The sequence below is a fragment of the Vibrio sp. A37 genome (genome assembly GCF_059777565.1).
Genome location: NZ_JBLNLI010000011.1, coordinates 145,052 through 164,116, shown reverse-complemented (window position 1 = coordinate 164,116; position 19,065 = coordinate 145,052). Strand labels below are relative to the sequence as shown.

The 19,065-nt window shown below is 42.7% G+C and carries 19 protein-coding genes; 3 read left to right on the top strand and 16 right to left on the bottom strand.

Going from position 1 to position 19,065, the window contains the following annotated elements; all coding sequences use genetic code 11:
• Positions 1-219: 219 nt before the first annotated feature.
• The 16 genes from ACM2FC_RS17825 to ACM2FC_RS17750 all read right to left on the bottom strand — a co-directional run bounded on the left by ACM2FC_RS17825 (position 220) and on the right by ACM2FC_RS17750 (position 17,307).
• Complete coding sequence (locus tag ACM2FC_RS17825) at positions 220-1,353, bottom strand: flagellin (RefSeq protein WP_498482326.1); 1,134 nt, start codon at positions 1,351-1,353, stop codon at positions 220-222.
• 401 nt (positions 1,354-1,754) lie between these two features.
• Positions 1,755-2,357: a helix-turn-helix transcriptional regulator gene (locus ACM2FC_RS17820; RefSeq protein WP_498482325.1), complete on the bottom strand. Its 603-nt coding sequence runs from the start codon at positions 2,355-2,357 to the stop codon at positions 1,755-1,757.
• Between the two features lie 661 nt (positions 2,358-3,018).
• Entirely contained in the window at positions 3,019-4,158 is a 1,140-nt protein-coding gene (locus tag ACM2FC_RS17815; protein ID WP_498482324.1) for a flagellin, read from the bottom strand.
• 417 nt (positions 4,159-4,575) lie between these two features.
• Positions 4,576-5,769, bottom strand: a complete 1,194-nt coding sequence (gene flgL / locus ACM2FC_RS17810; protein ID WP_498482322.1) for a flagellar hook-associated protein FlgL — start codon at positions 5,767-5,769, stop codon at positions 4,576-4,578.
• Positions 5,770-5,780: 11 nt separating this feature from the next.
• Positions 5,781-7,655: a flagellar hook-associated protein FlgK gene (flgK, locus tag ACM2FC_RS17805; RefSeq protein ID WP_498482320.1), complete on the bottom strand. Its 1,875-nt coding sequence runs from the start codon at positions 7,653-7,655 to the stop codon at positions 5,781-5,783.
• A 152-nt stretch (positions 7,656-7,807) separates the two neighbouring features.
• A complete protein-coding gene (gene flgJ / locus ACM2FC_RS17800; RefSeq protein ID WP_498482318.1) occupies positions 7,808-8,728 on the bottom strand; it encodes a flagellar assembly peptidoglycan hydrolase FlgJ in 921 nt (306 codons plus the stop codon).
• An 11-nt stretch (positions 8,729-8,739) separates the two neighbouring features.
• Complete coding sequence (locus ACM2FC_RS17795) at positions 8,740-9,846, bottom strand: flagellar basal body P-ring protein FlgI (protein WP_498482317.1); 1,107 nt, start codon at positions 9,844-9,846, stop codon at positions 8,740-8,742.
• 52 nt (positions 9,847-9,898) lie between these two features.
• A complete protein-coding gene (gene flgH / locus ACM2FC_RS17790) occupies positions 9,899-10,681 on the bottom strand; it encodes a flagellar basal body L-ring protein FlgH (protein ID WP_498482316.1) in 783 nt (260 codons plus the stop codon).
• 20 nt (positions 10,682-10,701) lie between these two features.
• Positions 10,702-11,490 (bottom strand): flagellar basal-body rod protein FlgG, encoded by a 789-nt coding sequence (flgG, locus tag ACM2FC_RS17785; protein ID WP_498482315.1) that lies wholly within the window; start codon positions 11,488-11,490, stop codon positions 10,702-10,704.
• Between the two features lie 22 nt (positions 11,491-11,512).
• Positions 11,513-12,262: a flagellar basal-body rod protein FlgF gene (flgF, locus tag ACM2FC_RS17780; protein ID WP_498482314.1), complete on the bottom strand. Its 750-nt coding sequence runs from the start codon at positions 12,260-12,262 to the stop codon at positions 11,513-11,515.
• Positions 12,263-12,467: 205 nt separating this feature from the next.
• A complete protein-coding gene (gene flgE / locus ACM2FC_RS17775) occupies positions 12,468-13,772 on the bottom strand; it encodes a flagellar hook protein FlgE (RefSeq protein ID WP_498482313.1) in 1,305 nt (434 codons plus the stop codon).
• 28 nt (positions 13,773-13,800) lie between these two features.
• On the bottom strand, positions 13,801-14,508 hold the full coding sequence (gene flgD / locus ACM2FC_RS17770) for a flagellar hook assembly protein FlgD (RefSeq protein ID WP_498482312.1): 708 nt from the start codon (positions 14,506-14,508) through the stop codon (positions 13,801-13,803).
• 12 nt (positions 14,509-14,520) lie between these two features.
• Entirely contained in the window at positions 14,521-14,937 is a 417-nt protein-coding gene (flgC, locus tag ACM2FC_RS17765) for a flagellar basal body rod protein FlgC (RefSeq protein ID WP_498482311.1), read from the bottom strand.
• Positions 14,938-14,941: 4 nt separating this feature from the next.
• On the bottom strand, positions 14,942-15,337 hold the full coding sequence (gene flgB / locus ACM2FC_RS17760; RefSeq protein WP_498482310.1) for a flagellar basal body rod protein FlgB: 396 nt from the start codon (positions 15,335-15,337) through the stop codon (positions 14,942-14,944).
• A 205-nt stretch (positions 15,338-15,542) separates the two neighbouring features.
• Complete coding sequence (locus ACM2FC_RS17755; RefSeq protein ID WP_498482309.1) at positions 15,543-16,370, bottom strand: protein-glutamate O-methyltransferase; 828 nt, start codon at positions 16,368-16,370, stop codon at positions 15,543-15,545.
• Positions 16,371-16,380: 10 nt separating this feature from the next.
• Positions 16,381-17,307 carry a chemotaxis protein gene (locus tag ACM2FC_RS17750; RefSeq protein ID WP_498482308.1) on the bottom strand — a complete coding sequence of 309 codons (927 nt, stop codon included), beginning with the start codon at positions 17,305-17,307 and terminating at the stop codon, positions 16,381-16,383.
• Between the two features lie 78 nt (positions 17,308-17,385).
• Between ACM2FC_RS17750 and flgA the strand changes: the two genes are divergently transcribed.
• The 3 genes from flgA (at position 17,386) to ACM2FC_RS17735 (ending at position 19,020) form a co-directional block, all read left to right on the top strand.
• Positions 17,386-18,132, top strand: coding sequence for a flagellar basal body P-ring formation chaperone FlgA (gene flgA / locus ACM2FC_RS17745; protein WP_498482307.1), 747 nt, complete (start codon positions 17,386-17,388; stop codon positions 18,130-18,132).
• 116 nt (positions 18,133-18,248) lie between these two features.
• Complete coding sequence (gene flgM, locus ACM2FC_RS17740; RefSeq protein WP_498482335.1) at positions 18,249-18,587, top strand: flagellar biosynthesis anti-sigma factor FlgM; 339 nt, start codon at positions 18,249-18,251, stop codon at positions 18,585-18,587.
• Positions 18,588-18,594: 7 nt separating this feature from the next.
• On the top strand, positions 18,595-19,020 hold the full coding sequence (locus tag ACM2FC_RS17735; protein ID WP_498482306.1) for a flagella synthesis protein FlgN: 426 nt from the start codon (positions 18,595-18,597) through the stop codon (positions 19,018-19,020).
• Positions 19,021-19,065: the final 45 nt, after the last annotated feature.

The following is a 19,065-nucleotide window of genomic DNA, read 5'->3' as shown; positions in this document are numbered from 1 at the left end:
ACATCACTCATAATGATGGGGTCACAGGTTCGAATCCCGTCGTAGCCACCATTTCCCACACTTCTATTCCCTGCTAATTCCTTCTTGCACTTCAGCTAAATCTTTCGACAACAACTGATTTCCTGTGTCTGATTACTTTACATCAATTCTGCTTTTTAGCTCTGTTATTAGAAATAGAAAAACCCAGCCGAAGCTGGGTTTTTACCTGTTAGCGTCGTTTTACCCCAAGAGCCCTAAAGCTGTTGTGGGCGCTTGCTTTGCCTGCGCAAGTACCGCACTCGATGCTTGAGATAGAATTTGCGATTTGGTAAGAGCTGTCGTCTCTTTCGCGAAGTCGGTATCTCTAATGCGGCTTCTAGATGCATTAACATTTTCGTTAATGTTTTCTAGGTTACTGATCGCATGAGTGAATCGGTTTTGGAAGGCACCCAATTCTGCACGTTTACTATCAACATAGTTAAGCGCTGAATCGATAATACCAACGGCCTCTTGTGCGCCACCTATTGAAGTGATATCAATGTTATCTACGTCAACAGCTTGAGCTTGCTGCATAGACAGCTCACCAGCTAGTGCACCCGAGAAAGCAACCTCTCCAGATACCTTGTTATTACCGGTATAAATCTGAAGTTGGCCATCTTCATTTACAGAGGCGCTCACCATATCGTTCTGACCATTGATGTAAGTCGCCAACTCTTCTATATCGTCACCTGATTTAGCGTTGACTGTGATAGATTGCTGAACTCCATCAACATCAGTAAATGCCATGGTTAGTTCCGTCGCACCTTCTGGCACTCCCCAGTTAGGACCTTTAGCATTTGCTGCTGTATAGCTAAAACCACCCATCATAGAGTTATCAGAACGCATATTCGCCATATCTAGGATAACTGCCTCACCACTGTTTGCACCAATCTGGAAGGACTGAGTTCCATAGGTACCATTCAACAGCCTTGTACCACCAAATGAAGTTGTTTCAGCGATACGGTTGAGCTCTTTATTCAACGCCGTAACTTCTTGTTGCAACGCCACACGCTCAGATTTCGAGTTAGAGCCATTTGAAGATTGTAACGACAGATCCCGCATACGCTGCAAGATACTTGTACTTTCTGCCATTGCCCCTTCTGCTGTCTGGGAAATCGATATCCCGTCATTAGCATTTCGTACGGCTACGTCTAGACCTCGACTTTGAGATGTCAAACGGTTCGAGATTTGCAAACCTGCGGCATCATCCTTTGCGCTATTAATCCGAAAACCGGATGATAAGCGCTCCATTGCTGTCTGCTGTGCCGATTGAGCGTGATTCAAATAACGTTCAGCGGTCATTGCAGAGACATTTGTATTTACATTCACTGCCATAGTGATTTTCTCCTATTGATTCTCCGATAAATCGAAAGTACCACACGGTTTCCGACGTCTCGGAAAACCAATTAGTTCTCTCAAAGTTACCTTTAATAACGACGTAAGTTGAAAATCCTTTAAGGAAAAAGCTTCACTTAAACAGAAATGTTCTAAAAAACATAAGTAATATGACATCTCTAACAGTTTAAGAAAAAACAGCTAAAGTTTATCTCTTAATGGCCGGGTATTATTGAACAATGGCCCGATTCGACAAGGCTCATTTAAATAAAATAAACCTATGATTTATATTGGGTTATTTCAAAGAAGGCAGGTTGCTAGAATAAGATAATAGAAGTAACTATTACAAAATCAGATAATTCAATATATAGGTTTATTTTTGAAGTTATTTAATCAGGGTATTATTGATACGAGCCATCAAAATATCCCCTCAAGCAATCATTGTAATGAATATTCAAATAAGCATTGAGTTCACTTTTACTCTGTAATCCAAATTTATTTCTAATAGAGCTAAGCGCTTTATCCACACTTCTAGGAGAGCGACTAGAAGTTTGAGATATGGTAGGAATGTCCATACCTAAGCCAATCAGTTTCAAATAGGTAGTTTGTATCGCTGTTAGATGAAACTGCTTCGCTAAGCTTTCAAATGGCGTAAACTTAAATGGGGGTTTCTCTCGGCTCTCCCATTCATCAAGAACCATGGATAATTTCATTTCAAAGGGTTTAAACACCCGATAAAAATACAAGCAGACTTGATGAAACGAGTGGTAGATTTTATCCAATTGGATGTCCATATCAGATGAAATAGTGAAACTAAATACATCTTTAGAAACGCCCAAGTCGTACTCCAAAACAACACAGAAGTATCTATCATTGCCTGACAACCGTGGTAATAGCGAATACATTACATCCTTGTAGCGGCTATCTTCGCTAAGCTTTTCATAAATAGGGCGAATTGAGCCCCTATCCAAAGAAACGTCACCACTTATCTTAATTTTTTTCATGAGCTCTCTTACAAGAGAAGGGTTTATCGACACTCCAGTAATATTTGAGTGTTCAAAAAGCCGATAAAAAGTAAAACTGTGAATCTGACACCAAGGAAGAAGAGAGGCAAAAAGCTTCTTAAAAGTAGGCTCCAAATAAGAAACAAGTTCCTTATGTTTTTCTATATCGCTTTGCGAGCTTTTAGAAATAAAATTCTCTTCGTTAATTAGTTTTACTCTATGCATAGATACCTTGAAGCCACCAATTTTCCATACCGACCAATGTACAATTGATAAAATTAATCATACCACCAATTAATTCTACTCGATTAAAAAAAAAATTAATAGATTCGATATTTGTATCCAAGAAAAGACATAAATATATAAAATTTATATCTTATTTACATGCATTAACAACAAAAAGATATTGAATATAAAATCAGGGAAGGCAGAAAAGAAAAAGCCCCTTCCTTTGAGAGAACCGGGGCTATTTGGGTGGTCAGAGCCAATGTGGAGATCAAGAGAAATGAACCATATCTTGCTGACCGAGTGCTCGATTAACGACAATTACAAAACAGTACAACTGTGAGAGAGTTTTATAATCATTGATAACCTCGCCTTGCCAAAAGGTAGCTCTACAATACTTCACGTCTGAAATATAGGCTGTAGAGGATCCCTAAAACTACTGCAACAACGATAATGCAGAGTTTGGCAACTGTTTTGCTTGGGCCAGTATCGAAGTACCAGCTTGCTGCAATATTTGCGACTTGGTAAGTTGCGTTGTTTCTTTCGCAAAATCCGTATCTTTTATTCGACTATTCGACGCTTCTACGTTTTCTTGAATATTGGCTAAGTTATTAATACTGTGGCTTAGCCTGTTTTGTTTCGCACCGAGCTCAGCTCGTTGAGAATCAATATACCTAAGTGCACCATCAATCACTGCAACACCATTTTGCGAACCACCAACCGTCGTAATGTCAATATCTCTCACCGTGGTTAGCTGTCCAGGTCCACCTTCGAGCCCAAGCTCCGTCGCAAGCCCTCCGGAGATGTTTAAGTTGCCTCGAATATTAGGCTCTGCGAAAAATAGCTGCAGTTTGCCTTCTCCATCAACCGATGCTTTAAACAGGTGAGTCTGACCGTTGATGTAAGTAGCGAGCTCTTCTATATCATCACCTGGCTTCGCAGCGATATCGATAGTCTGCTGTTCACCATCTGGTGTTGTGAATTCAAGCTTTAAATCTCTAGCGTTAGGTGGGACTCCCCAACTCTCTCCTTTGCCGTTAGCCGCAACAAAGGATTGCCCCCCCATTTGCGGTTCATCAGCTCGAATACTGGTTAAACTAATGATCATCGCTTCACCGGAGCTGGCACCAATTTGGAAAGCGGACTCCCCAAACGAACCATTCAGTAGTTTCCGCCCACCAAACGAAGTGGTTTCTGCAATACGGTTGAGCTCTGTTTGCAATGCCCGTGACTCTTGATCCAATGCAATACGCTCTGAAGCAGAGTTAGTACCGTTGGCAGATTGTAGTGCCAGGTCCCGCATACGAACGAGTACGTTTGTTGCCTCATTCATTGCCCCTTCCGCTGTTTGAGCGATAGAGATACCGTCGTTGGCGTTACGCATTGCCACATCTAAACCTCTTGACTGAGCAGTCAAACGGTTCGAAATTTGCAAGCCAGCGGCGTCATCTTTCGCGCTGTTAATACGGTTACCCGAAGACAATCGCTCCATCGATGTATTCAGCTCGCCAGTGGCTTTATTTAAGTAACGCTGAGCAGTTAATGCAGAGACGTTAGTATTTACTGTAATGGTCATAAGTTTGCACTCCTAGTGAGTTCGCAACTCCTTGCGAAGCGGCCAGCTTAATCTCATTTGGAGGTACTGACCGTATTGGCAACTTGTTTTGGCTTTAGCGAAATCAATTGCCGTTTTTAATCACTCTAATCTAGACAATCCAATTAGCGTGCCAACTTTCAAACCTAACGGAATATAATTTTTATTTTATTTAAATTCAAAAGGTTAGTGTTTTATTTAAATTTAAAACCTTTCGCATGACGGCGTTGTTACTACGGTTTGCCGTCTCATTGCCGCTTATAAAGCGAGTTACGGCAAAGTCTCTCGACGGTTTTTATGGTAAGGAAGTATCCTTACATTTTCTTTGCACATACGGCATAGCTCATATGGCGACAAAGATCAGAAATACCTATTCAGAAAGCCCTACAACCTTCTGAGCTAGATATAGTTAAAAAGTGTTAGCTCTTTTGTTTTACCAAAAGCCAATTGAGAAGCTTTTAGAGCTCGCTCGTTCTCATTAAACTCGATAACAGCTTGCGCATAATCCAGATCTTCAAAGGTACTTTTGGACTTTTTCAAAGAAAGCTGAAAGTCTTCATGCTGCTGCTCTTGAAAATCAATGGTGGCAAGCCTTGCTCCCACATCAGAGCGAGATTTATTCAAGTGAATAAATGCCGCATGAAATTCTTGAACAAGCTGCTGAAGCTTTGCAGTGTTTGAAGCATCTGACACTGAGCCTGTTGAAAACTCAATCGCGTCTTTAAAGGTATCAAACACACTGAAAGTGGATCTGGGCTCTAGAGACAGTGAATCTCCCGATGTTACTTGCCCTTTTAACTGAATAGTGAGCTCATTGTATTTAATGCCGATTGAAGAATCGTACTCACCGGACTGAACCGTACTGCCATCTTTTTCCAGTTGATAACCAAATTGGCCATTCGGTAAGTCGGTAAATGTTACCGTATATACTGATTTATCATCTGGGTTCAGATTTCTGGCTCTTTCAAGCAGCAGCTCTGAACCTTCTTGTAATTCATATTCAGGCTCATAATCCCCAAAAGGATTATCGATCTCCATAAATACTTTACTACCAGGATCATTGATCGGGACTTCTAAACTATTCGCAATCTTCATTTTGCGCTGATAGTCATCTCCGTTGTACGTGACTCTGCCTTCGTTATCTCTGAAGAACGGTTGTGTCTTTGGCTTAGTACCCGAAAAAATATAGTTACCAGAAGCATCTTGCACATTCGAAAGCACAAGAAAGTTGTCTGCTAATTCCATCAACTCTCGCTTCATCGCTTCTCTATCTTCTGGAGCTAAAGAACCGTTAATCATTTCCATCAGAGTTCGGCGAGCTTCATCTGTGAAACTTTCGGCGTTATCTAAGATAACTTCATGATTTTCTAGTCGGTTCCGGACTAAAACGATTGCATCTAAATACTGGCGTATCTGCTCTGACTGCTGACCAAGCTCTTGAATATAATGTGCCGCCAATGGGTCATCACTAGGTGAAAGCAATTTTTTACCCGAAGCAAGCTGAGCTTGGTTGTGGTGAATTTTTGCCTCTTGCCGCCGAATGTCATTTTGAACTGACTGATAGTTATGGAAGCTAGAAATTCGATTAAGCATGCTCTACCTCCCTACCTCAACTGCAAAATGGTGTTGAAAGTATCATTCGCTGCCTGCATGATTCTGGAAGAAGCCATGTAGGTCTGCTGAAACTTCATCATGTTCGCTGCTTCTTCATCTAAGTTTACACCAGAGATGGAAGCAATCCGCTCTTGCGCAGATTCTTTTTCCAAACGTGATATATCGGTTAACCGAGATGCTGTTGCTGTTCTTAAGCCAATTTCAGAGCTGAGGTTATGATACACATCGATAACCGTAGACTCATTGTTGTTCAAGGTCTTCTCAGTTTGAATACCTAGCATTTTTAGCAAGTTACCGTTGTCACCTTCTGAAGGAACCAAGTTGGCAGTAAACTTATCGTTTGGTAGCGCACCTGCCGTCAACTCAAAAGTCGTGCCCTGCACGGTCACTGGTCCTGAAGGTGGGTAATCTTGAGGCTGAGTCAAAGGCTTACCTTTTGTATCAGTCACAACAAACTGGTCGCCCAGTGGAGACACTAAAACTTCAAACTCCCTTAACTGCCCAGCTTTTAAAATTTTGAATTTTGCGCTGCCCTGAGCAAAGGTTGTTGAAGCTTCATAACTTTGCGCTGCAATAGCCGTCGGGTCGTTGGTTTCCATTTTGATTTGAGCAGCAGCTCGGCGTGTTGGACGAATAAGGACTCTCTCACCTGTTGCCAGATCATTACGGATCTCAACTCTCATTCCATCGATAAGAATTGCTCCGCCAACCACTGGCACAGTCACCATTTCACCTGAAGGACGCGTTATTGTGTAATCACTACCATCATATTTCAGCGAATACTCACCAGATTTAATTTGGCTGGGATCATCAATAAAAGCGGCAAGCTCAGCTTCAGAATCACCGTACGTGATGACACGAGATTTGGCGATTGTCTCCGAGTTGACATCAGTAAAAATTAATCCACCAACATTGCCGCGCAAATCCAAACCTTGAGATTGAAGCTTATTCACCTGATAGGAAAAGATTGCCGCCATCCGGCCCAATTCATCCATGACTGTAGGAATATCTCTGTCGCGCATATCAAGCATTGAACCAAGCTTTCCGTCGATATCAGTACTGGATATCGCTTTTACGCCTTTACCTTCAATCATAGCGAGGCGACGTTTGTGTACATCTGGATAACCATCAATCATTTTCAATTGGCTGGCTTCGGTACCAGATACCAAAGTGTGTCCATTACCAATTAAAATATTGTAACCATCAGCTCCCTTGCGCGGAGTTACGGTTACCTTGGTATACTCGGAGAGTTCGGCAATAAGCTTTTCATGCTCATCCATCAAATCGTTATGAGGGCCAGGCGTTCTCATCATCAAACGTTGTAGATCACGCAATTCAAGACCTAGCTGGTTTACACGTTCGATACCCATTTCTAGTTTGCTATTGGAAACCTCAGATTGACGTCGAACAGTTTCATAAAATTCATTGAGACTCTTACTGATTAGCTCTGCTTTTTCTAATACGATTTTTCGTGCACCAACATCATTTGGGCTGTCCGCTAGGGTTTTAACGGCATCAAAGCATTCGTTGAAATGCTCAGGAATTTTTTTAGAGGCAACAGAAGAGATCATGTTAACTAACATCTGCAGGTTTTCTTCAACATCTTTCTTATTGGCAAAGTTAGTAGTGGATAGGTTCAACTCGTTAACGGCAAACTGATCCCACGAGCGGCGAACTTTTTCCACATGCACACCCATACCGTAGGTCTCGCCTCCGTATCGCCTCGGCATGTTGGTGCCTTGAACGACGGACTGACGGCTATAACCCTCTGTATTCACATTGGAAATATTGTGACCAGTGGTATTAAGCTGTTTCTGAGCAGTGAGGACGCCTTGCAGCCCCACATTCAGAATATCCGATGCCATATTGCCCCCGAAAGTGTTGCAAAAATCAGTATTTACTGAATCTACTTTAAACTAGAGCAAAATACGTGCCATGGAAGTAAAGACGAAAATAAGGAAGGAAAAATCTAATATAAAACAAATATATAAAATAGAAAAACGACTTAATCGTTAGGTTAGTCCATTTTATCTATACGCTGCTTAATTCTTAAGATTTTCTCTGAATACTGCGGGTCTGTAGCGTAGCCTGCTTGATGGATACCTCTAATGAAGCCTTCCGAGTTTTGCTGGCTAGCCAGCGTGTTGGCATAGCGAGGGTTGCTATTTAGGAAGTGGACATAGTCATTGAAACTATCTTGATAGCTATCATAAGAACGAAATGCTGCTTTTTCCACAACAGGCATTCCATCTTGGTATTCTAGCGTTTGAGTAGACACTTTACCGCCTTGCCAACTTCTATCTGCCTTGATATTAAATAGGTTGTTACTGCTACCCAAACTATTTTTTACTACCTTCTGTCCCCAACCAGTTTCTAGTGCCGCTTGAGCTAACAATAGAGAAGAGTCTACACCTAAAGCGCTCGCCGCTTTCTCAGCGTACGGCCTCATAGACGAAATAAAGGATTCTGGAGAAGAGAATGAAACAGGTGCAACTGTTTGAGTTTTCTCAATCGGAGCAGATGGGATATTCGCATCCACTTGCTGATTATATTGATGCACCTTCTTCATGACATCGTCAAAGTTAGATGAGCGAGCCTCTGCACTAGGGTTATCTATTTGCCCTTTACTGAGCTGAGCAACGATCATGTCCGCTAACCCAAGCGACCCTGAAGAACTCAAATCGCTCGCCATTTGTTCATCCAGCATGCTGCGATAAAACTGACCATTTTGGCTATTGGTCATATCTGACTCAAAAGCAGAATTCGCGCTACGCATTGACTTAAATAGCATTGAGGTAAAGATGGCTTCAAACTGCTTAGCTGCTGCTTTCAATGCGGCTTGTTCACTGTCTTTATCGCCACTCACGCCTTGTTGACGTAACTTGTCTAAACTCGCTAAGTCATGAATAAATCCGATATCATTGCCGTTGTCTATCATTGCCATGCCTCTTAAATGATAATCAACTGGCCTTCAATGGCACCAGCTTGTTTCAATGCCTGCAGAATCGCCATAAGATCCGATGGTGCTGCGCCTACTTCATTAACGGCTCGAACTAGCTCGTCTAGCGTTGGACCAGGAGCAAATTTAAACATCTTGCCTTGTTTTTCCTTTACTTGAATATCAGAGTCTGGTGTGACAACCGTCTGCCCGCCTGAGAATTGGTTTGGCTGACTAACGTTTAAGTTTTCCTTGATTGCCACCGTCATTCCACCATGGGTAACAGCTGCAGGTTTTAATCGCACATGACTACCCACAACAATGGTCCCCGTGCGAGAGTTAACAATAATTTTTGCCGCACCATCTGCCGTTTTAAACTCAAGGTTTTCCACTGCGGACAAAAATGCGACGCGCTGGCTAATATCTCTTGGAGCGCGAACTTTTACTGAGGTTGAATCAACAGCAGAGGCCATGTTAGGCCCAAGAAAGTTATTGACAGTATCTGCTAAACGCTGCGCTGTAGTGAAGTCTGGATCAACGAGGTTAAACGTGATGTAGTCACCACGTCCAAATGGCGTTGGCACTTCTTTTTCAACCATTGCTCCACGAGAAATCAAGCCCACTGCTGGGTTATTACCGACCAATTTGGAACCATCGGCACCGGAAGCACTAAATCCGCTCACGACAAGGTTACCTTGAGCTACCGCATAAACATTACCATCAACACCTTTTAAGAAAGTTTGCACTAAAGTACCGCCACGTAAGCTTTTCGCTGAGCCGATAGAAGACACTGTCACATCAACAGTTTGACCTTGTTTTGAAAAAGGAGGTAAATCAGCGGTAACAATTACAGCGGCAACATTTTTAGTTTTGGGTTTCGTCCCCGGAGGCAATTGAATGCCGAATCGTTCCAACATCGCGTTGAAGCTTTGATCGGTAAAGGGAGTCGACTCCCCTGTTCCAGGAAGCCCCGTCACCAAGCCATAACCGATAAGTTGGTTGCTACGAACGCCAGATATTTCCGCAACATCTTTTATCCTAGCTGCGCTTGCTGTTGCCACGACAGTAGCAGAAAGAAAGGCAAGAAATCCTAGTATGAGTAGTTGTATTCTTATCATCGTATATCCCTTACCTTGTATTATTTATTCAATCAATGTCATCAAACCGACACTATAAAGCGACATTAAAGAATCGTGCCAAGAATCCCGGTTCCTGCATATCTTGATTCGTTCCAGTGCCAGAATATTGAATTCGCGCGTTGGAAATTCTATTTGACGCGATGGTGTTGTCGAAAGAGATATCATCTGGACGAATAGTGCCACTTAAACGGATATATTCGTCGCCAGCATTTAAGGTCAGCCACTTTTCCCCGCGGATAACTAAATTGCCGTTCGCTAGTACTTCGATAACTTCAACAGTAATCGAGCCACTGATGCTATTGCTTTGGTTTGCAGCCGCGCTGCCACTGAATTTATTGTCGCTTTTTAAGTTATAGGAAAAGTTATAATCTTGAATTTTTAACTCTTGCCCACCAACGCTAAGCGGGTCCATTGAGTCATCATTACTTTTCGAAAGATCCGCATCGGCACTTTTCGCGGCTTTGGTATTCTCATCTAAGGTAACGGTAATAATATCTCCGACCCCTCTGGGTTTTGAGTCGTCGTACAAGCTATTGGCAGATACTGAGCTAAACAAAGATCCTGTCTCTGCGATATAGTGAGCAGGTTGGTGCTTAGGATGAATAGGAGCCCACGCAGGGTCACCAGCAATAGGGTCAGTTCTACCTCTAAGAGTATCAACAATACCTGACTGGCTCTCTTCTTCCGCTTTATCCCCTTCGACAGCATCAACCGTTGTGGTGCCCGCAACCTGCTCTGGTGTTTCAATAGGCCCGTCGATTAAAGTACAACCAGAAAGTAGAGCAACTGTAATTAAAGCTAATAGGCGAAACATGGTGCTACCTCACTCATTGATTAAAGCTGCTGATTAACAAAGCTAAGCATTTTATCTACGGCAGAGATGACTTTAGAGTTCATCTCGTAAACTCGCTGCGCTTCAATCATGTTAACCAACTCTTCTGTCACGTTTACGTTGGAGGTTTCCAACATGGACTGACGAATGTCACCAAAACCATCCAGTCCCGGTACGCCCTCTTGCGGATCGCCACTCGCTCCTGTTGGTAAATACAAATTTTGCCCAATTGGCTCTAGGCCACCTGGGTTAATAAAGTCTGTTGTGGTAATTTGACCAAGTACTTGGTTATCTTGCTGCCCTCGAACGCGAGCAGACACTTCGCCATCGGTTCCGACCGTTATCGAAATAGCATTATCAGGTACGACAATTTCTGGCTGAAGTGGATAACCACTGCCAGAAGTCACTATCGTCCCCTCGCCATTTAATGTAAATTGGCCGTTTCTGGTGTAACCAATATTGCCGTCTGGCATCAAGATTTGGAAAAAGCCGTCCCCTTCAATCATCATGTCTAGTGAATTAGAGGTGGTTTGCGCGTTACCGTTAGTGTGAACCTTTTGTGTTGCGACTACTTTTGAGCCGGCACCAAGCATCAAACCACTTGGTAGCTCAGTATTTTGCGACGACTGCGCACCCGGCTGGTTAATATTTTGATAAAACAAATCTTCAAATACTGCGCGGCCTTTTTTGAAACCAATAGTCGAGGCGTTCGCCAAGTTATTTGAAATAGTTGAAATATTGGTTTGCTGAGCGTCTAAGCCAGTCTTACTTACCCATAATGCTGGTTGCATAATATTCTCCTTAAAGCGCTAACTAGCCCATCCGCAACAACGTATCGGATGACTTATCCATATCTTCGGCAGTACTCATCATTTTCACTTGCATTTCAAACTGCCTTTGTAAATCTATTAAATTGGTCATCTCACCAACAGCGTTGACATTACTGCCTTCAATGGCACCAGTGAGAAGTTTGATTTGCGCATCGGCTTCATAAACCGCGTTGGGATCTTTAGAGCGAAATAAACCCACACTATCTTTATAAAGCGTGCTGTTATCTATCTTGGTTAGCTTGATACGGTCAACGATTTCTATTGCGTCGGCAGGAGCACCTTGTGGAACTACAGAGATAGTGCCGTCATTACCGATTTCAACTTTACTAACAGGCACAGGTACCGTAATGGGAGCTCCCGTTTCTCCTAAAATGGCGTGACCTCGACTATTTACCAAAAGACCGCTCGGATTGATTTTCAAGTTGCCGTCGCGAGTCAATCCTTCCTTTCCAGTCGCATCTAAAACTGAAATCCAGCCATCACCTTGAACCGTCACGTCAAGATCTCGTCCAGTAGTAATCACACTACCCTGTTCGAAGTTGTGCCCTGGTCTTTCTGTCATGCTAAACACACGAGTCGGCAATCCTTGTCCATAAGCCTGCATAGAACGAGCTTGCTCTAAGTCAGCTCGAAACCCTGTGGTACTTGCGTTTGCGAGGTTATTGGCTCGTAGCTGCATAGCCTGCATATTTTGCTTTGCGCCACTCATTGCCAAATACAATGCACGATCCATAAAACGGCTCTCCCTAGTCCTAATAAACTAAGTAAAGCAATTCACATGCCATATTTTATTTGTGTTTTATTTCAAAAAGTTATGTGAAAATTGAGAAATGATGTGGATTAACATCAATAGAGAAAAGTAGAAAGCGGCAGAGAAACTCAGCAATACTTTGCCTGGGGGATGAGTTTCTCTGCCGCCTTGCGTTAACCTAAATGGGTTAACGGATTTGCAGGATGTTTTGTTGTAGTTGGTTGTGTACTTCGAGTGAGCGAGAGTTCGCTTGGAAGTTTCGCTGCGCGGTAATCAAGTCCACCAGCTCTTGGGTCATATCAATATTAGATTGTTCCAACGTACCACTACTCACCGAACCAAATGAACCTTTATTCGATTCACCCCAAATTTTATGACCAGAGAATTGAGTCGCATCCCATTGAGTACCACTTTTCTTATCTAGCCCTTGGTCATTAGCCACCCGAACTAACGCCAAGCGTCCTAGGATTATGTTCTGACCATTCGAGTAAGTACCCAATACACTACCGTTTTCATCAAAGTCGACTTTGGTTAAGAACCCAGTTGTCGCGCCATCTTGGTCGAACTTAGTTAATTCAAATGGTGCGGCAAATTGTGTCGCTGAATCGAGACCAAATGAGATGGTTTGGGCACCATCAGCACCATTTAGATTAATCGGGTTTGCTCCCTCTCCTAATGGCTCAGTCACTACGTTGTTACCGCTGTTAATACTAGCCAGCGTACCATCATTATTAAATTTCAATGTGTTACCAACCTGACCTAATGCGTTGGTCGCATCACCACCGACGATATTTACTGGCTTTTCACCCTCACTATCTGTAACGGTATAGTATGCCTGCCATGTATTCGCCTGACTCTGGTCTTTCAGGTAATAAGCGGTCAATTTATACGAAGAACCCATTGAGTCGTATATTGTTGAAGAAGTCGAACGGTTATAGGTTTCTGGGTCTGTAAAATCAAATAATTGTGGGTTCTTCAATTCACCGTTTGCTGGGAGGTTAAATCCTGCCTCAATATTTGCCGTTTCTTTTGGCTTACCAAACTCTGCAGGAATACTGAGCGGTGACGGCTCGTAAGACAGTACGTCTCCAGTATCTTTGTTTACTTGATAACCTAATACAAACTCATCGTTCGATGTCACCATGTAGTTGTCTTTGTTCAAGTGGAAAGCACCGTTTCGAGTCAGCTCATTTTGCTGAGGAACCAATCGGTCTTTCGCAACGGCAAAGTAACCTGTACCAGCGATACGCAAATCCATTGGGTTGTTGGTGTAAACACTCGAACCCTCGTGGAACTGCTGAGCAACCTTGTTGGCTTGCACACCTTGACCTGGAGTGGTCTTCGCCTGAGTAAACAGCGAGTTAGAATAAACATCACCAAACTCTGCACGTGACTCCTTAAAGCCGTATGTGTTCGCATTGGCAATATTGTTACTGGTCGTATTCAAATCCAGTTGTGCTGCGGATATCCCGCTTAACGCTACATATGACATATTAAAATCTCCTCTCTAGCTAGCGCGATTACGCTTTGCCAACTTCTAGTACTTCAGCAAGTCGAACTGGTGAATCAAAACCAGCCAGATTGAGCAGTACATTTCCATCACCTTTACCAAGAAGGACGCTGTTGACGTTTGCATACGTCGAGACAGGGAACTCTTGGTTTTCTCCATCGGCCATACCTGAGGCTCTCACCTTGTATTTGCCGGCTGGCAATGGATTACCGTTATCGTCGTTACCATCCCATTCGATTCGATTGTCACCGGTTGGTTTTGAACCCACATCGAATGTTCTTACTAATTGTCCAGCTTCGTTTTCCACTCGAACCATCAAGTTGTTAATGGATTGAGGAAGCTTCACTATTGCCGCCATACCATCGTTAGCTTGTTTTACACCCGCCGCTCCGGGTACTAACACATCGCGGCCAACAAGAGTTGAGGCTTGTAGAGCTTGATTCGACGTCATTGAAGCATTCAAGTTTTCGAACTGAGTGTTCATCTTGCCGATACCATCAACGGTTGCGAATGATGCCATTTGCGCAATCATTTGATCGTTACTCACAGGTTTAAATGGGTCTTGCTGTGACAACTGCTTGGTAAGCAGGGACAAAAAGTCTTCCTGTTTCAGATCTTGTTTACCTGTTGTCTCATCTGGCTTATTTTTGTCCTGAAGAGCCTTCAGTTGATCGATATAGGACAAGCCGCTTTGACCTAGGTTATCAATACCAGCCATATGCTAACTCCTTTACTGTCCCATCTGCAGCGTACGCAACAGCATTTGCTTACTGGCGTCCGCTACCTGAACGTTAGTTTGATACGAGCGAGAGGCAGAAATCATATTCGCCATTTCTTCCATTACATTGACGTTAGACTTATAAATATAGCCTTCCTCGTTCGCAAGTGGATGATCCGGGTTATATTCTGCGCTAAGAGGCTTATTACTTTCTACAATGCCTAGCACTCTTACCGGAACATTATCATCCTTGTTGTATCTCGCTTTATTGAGCTCAGCCCCAAAAACTGCATGGCGAGCTTTATATGTTTCTTTTGCCGAGCTAGACACACTGTCTGCGTTAGCTAGGTTACTAGAAGTAGTGTTTAAACGAACAGACTCAGCGCTCATTGCAGAACCAGTTACATTGAATACATTAAACAAGCTCATCTAACTACTCCCCTTTAATCGCTTTGGTTAAGTTCTTAAACTTACTACCTAAAAATTCTATTGAAGCTTGATGGCGAATTTGATTTTGCATAAACAAGTTACGCTCTAGATCCACATCCACTGTATTGCCGTCTCCAGTATCTGGTTGAGTCGGAACGCGATATAGCTTTTCCCCAGTAACAGTGAAGGAGGCAGGAATGTGCCGACCATCTGTGCGACTTAACGAAATGGACGCGCCAGATGTTGCCGCCTGCAAAGCTCTTCTAAAGTCCATGCCTCTGGCCTTAAATCCCGGCGTATTCGCTTGGGCGATGTTCGTGGATATCACTTCAGCATTGCGTTCACGTACTCCCACCGTGTATTGGTGAATACCTAATGCGTTATCAAAAGAAATAGCCATAAACTGCCTCAACTTAAAATCTTTGCCTACTGGTAAAAAGAAAAGCAATATGTGTACCAACTTTAAAATTCACCAAATATTTTTGTTCACACTCTAGTAAAGCAATTGCTAGGCCAGTATCTACCCAACCCGCACTTTATCGATACAAAAAAACCCAACATCAATGTTGGGTTTTAAACCTTCTAATTTAAAAGTTAATCCATTGTTATAACAACTTATAGATAATTCCAGGATTACAGCGAATCATTTCAAAGCGGTCCGTTAGGCCCGTTAATGACTCTGACGCGCCCAACAGCAAATACCCTCCAGGATTTAAACTACTGGCCATTTGATTGAGAACTTGAGACTTCATATCAGGAGAGAAGTAAATCAGCACATTGCGGCAAAAGATGATGTCAAACTTACCTAGCATATGGTAGCTCTCCATCAAGTTTTGTGGGCGAAAGTTAACTAAACGTTTTACGTTGTCTTTCACCTTCATACGGCCATCACCCGCATCCTCAAAAAATGTTCTACGTCTTTCTGGCGAAAGCCCCCGGCCTAAAGCCAAGTTGTCGTAAACCCCGGCTTTACACATATCAAGCATGCTAGCTGAAATATCCGTCGCCGTGATTGAAGCACTAGAAAACATCCCTGGGCGTTTTTGCTGAGTTTCTAATATGGTCATGGCGATAGAGTATGGCTCTTGCCCAGAAGAACTCGCGGCAGACCAAATTTTTATTGGACGTTTATTTGCCGCCACCTCAGGTAACAGCTTTTCCGCCAATACATTAAATGGGTAGGTATCTCGAAACCAAAGCGTTTCATTGGTTGTCATCGCATCAACAGCAGCAACACGCAATTCCCGGTTTCTCCCAGTCGTCACGTCGCGCAATAGTTCAGATAACGAACCTAAACTAAACTTGCTCACTAAAGGACTAAGACGACTTCGAACTAAATATTGCTTGCTGTCCCCAAGCACAATGCCACACTGGGATTCTAAAAAACGACTAAAATCGCGATACTCCTGATCGCTTATAGTGATCGCTGTCATTAATGTCTCTTTATTCGCTCACTGCGGCTTTAACCGCATTCCCCAATTCATCTGGATTAAATTTCGCTATAAATGAGTTCGCACCCACTCTTTCGACCATCGCTTGGTTAAATACACCACTTAATGAAGAGTGAAGAATAACGTACAAATCTTTTAAGTCAGGATGGCGACGAATTTCCGCAGTTAAGGTATAGCCATCCATTTCTGGCATTTCGATATCTGAAATCACCAAAGAGATTTGATCATATATACTGCCTTCCCCTAGCATTTCAACCAACTTATCGTAAGCTTCTTTTCCGTCTTTAACCGCTATACACTCAAACCCAATTGACGTGATTGCTCTTTCTACTTGACGGCGGGCTACGGTTGAATCATCAGCAATAAGTATTCGACGAACAATTTCCTTTTCCGTTTCAACTTTCGCTATTTCCTCACCAATGGTGCTATCCATTGTTTCATCCAATGGCGCAATTTCGGCAAGTATTTTCTCAACATCGAGAATTTCGACCAATTCATTATCGATATTTGTGACCGCGGTTAAATAATTGGCTTTACCAGCACCTTCTGGAGGCGGCAATATTGCTTCCCAGTGCATGTTGATGATTCTTTCTACTGACGTCACGAGGAAAGCCTGAACAGTTCGGTTGAATTCAGCTATAACGACAAAACACTTTTCTACGTCAGTAGTCTGACGCCCACCTATAGCCATACTCAAATCAATCACAGACACTGTTTGTCCACGAATGTGAGCGACACCTCTCACCAATCGGTGTAAATTTGGCATTGAGGTAAGCTTTGGGCACTGAAGCACTTCCTTGACCTTAAATACGTTGATACCATAGCGCTGAGTACCCATTAGCCGAAACGTTAGTAGCTCCAATCTGTTTTGACCAACAAGTTGTGTACGCTGATTCACCGAATCAAGAATACCCGACATAAGCTCATCTCCATCTGAAAACTTGTATAATAAAAGTGATAGTCTAAATTTTGGCGAAGATAAAACCAGAGAAATAGAATGTTCAACTTAACTATACGTTCATATCCTTTGTCCATATCTAAGTGTAGAGCTTTATTGAAAGTTTTTTACTCTTCTGCTGTGTTTTTCTTCGTTTTATTTAGTGCGAGTAGTTATTCCGCGACAAAACAGCAGGTAATTGAGATACAAAAAGCCGCACAAAACCATGTGTTGAACACTGTAAAAGCCGAGCCTGGAACAAATTTAGAAGTCCATGCTGCGAACATCGATAGTCGAGTGAGGGCATCAGACTGCCCAGAACCATTAGAAACGTCTTCCAACACGACCAACCCATCAGCAAGCAATATCACGGTATTAGTCAAATGCCCAAGTGATAACTGGCGAGTGTATGTTCCCGTTAGATTGGCCTTAACAGGCCCTCAAGTCATTGCGAAACATAGCCTCAACCGCGGTCAAATCATTCACGAAAGTGACGTTTATATCGGAATGGTAGATCTACTAAGACAACGCCGACAAGGTTTTTCTTCTGTGAATGGAATTATAGGCGCAAAAATAAAAAGAAACTTACGAGCTGGAGAAGCCATTGAAAATAGTGATATTTGTGTAGTTTGCCGCAACGAAACAGTGGTAATTAAAGCAATTCATAACGGAATGGCAATAACCACAAAAGGCACAGCTTTAACGGATGGGTCACAAGGTGAACAGATAAAAGTGAAAAATAACAAATCCAACCGTATAATTGTAGGGAGAGTGACTGGAATCGCTGAAGTAACCGTACAGTTTTAGTCTTGATTGGCGTATCTAATTCATATAGATGAATTGTCAAGAAAAAAGTACTAAAGTTATTCCTTTCAATGTCGATACTGACTGTACAGGTTCTGATTTTAGCAAAAGGCTTATTTATGGCAGGTATAGATAACATACGTTCTGGCCAATCAATGACATCATCTTCGACGAGGAATACATCTCGTACAGATGCTAGTTCATCGAAAAATACCGATGAAGCAAAAAAGAGTGCTTCAAGCGGTCGTGACGATGCGGTTTCTCTTAGTCGACAAGGCAAGGAAATCGGTGAAATCCAAAATCAAATGGCGGCAAAACCTGCCTTTGATAGTGCGAAAGTCGCCGCAATTAAAGAGGCGATAGCAAATGGTTCGTATACCGTTGACCCTGAAAAACTCGCCGATAACCTTATTAAGTTCGAGAAGGAACTCCGCGGACATTCCGACGGCAATGGATAGATAAGTCATGGCAGCACTGGATAGTTTATTAGATTTTCAGCTAAAGAATGCAACGGACCTGTCACTTTTATTAGAGAAAGAAAAAGTAGCCATTGCGACCAGAGTTGCCAAAGACATAGAAAGCCTTGCTCAAGAAAAACTTGAACTCATATCCCAGCTACACAAAACCGATCAACGCATCGGTACTCACCCAGATATATCGCAGCAAAAAGACAATACTGACATTTCGAATAAAATCGATCAGATCCGCTCGATTGTTCATGATTGTCAGCAAGCCAACTTAGTCAATGGCGAAGCATTAAAACGCGCTCAGCTCAGCTTTAATAAGCTCAATAATTTGATGCAGCAAAGCCAAGGCAAGATTGGTATGACTTATGACTCTGGCGGCCAAACTCAAACTATCTCTACTTTAGGTACGAATATAAAAGCTTAGATAAAACAGTGGTAAAAGAATTGAATAAGAAAACGGCAACTTATC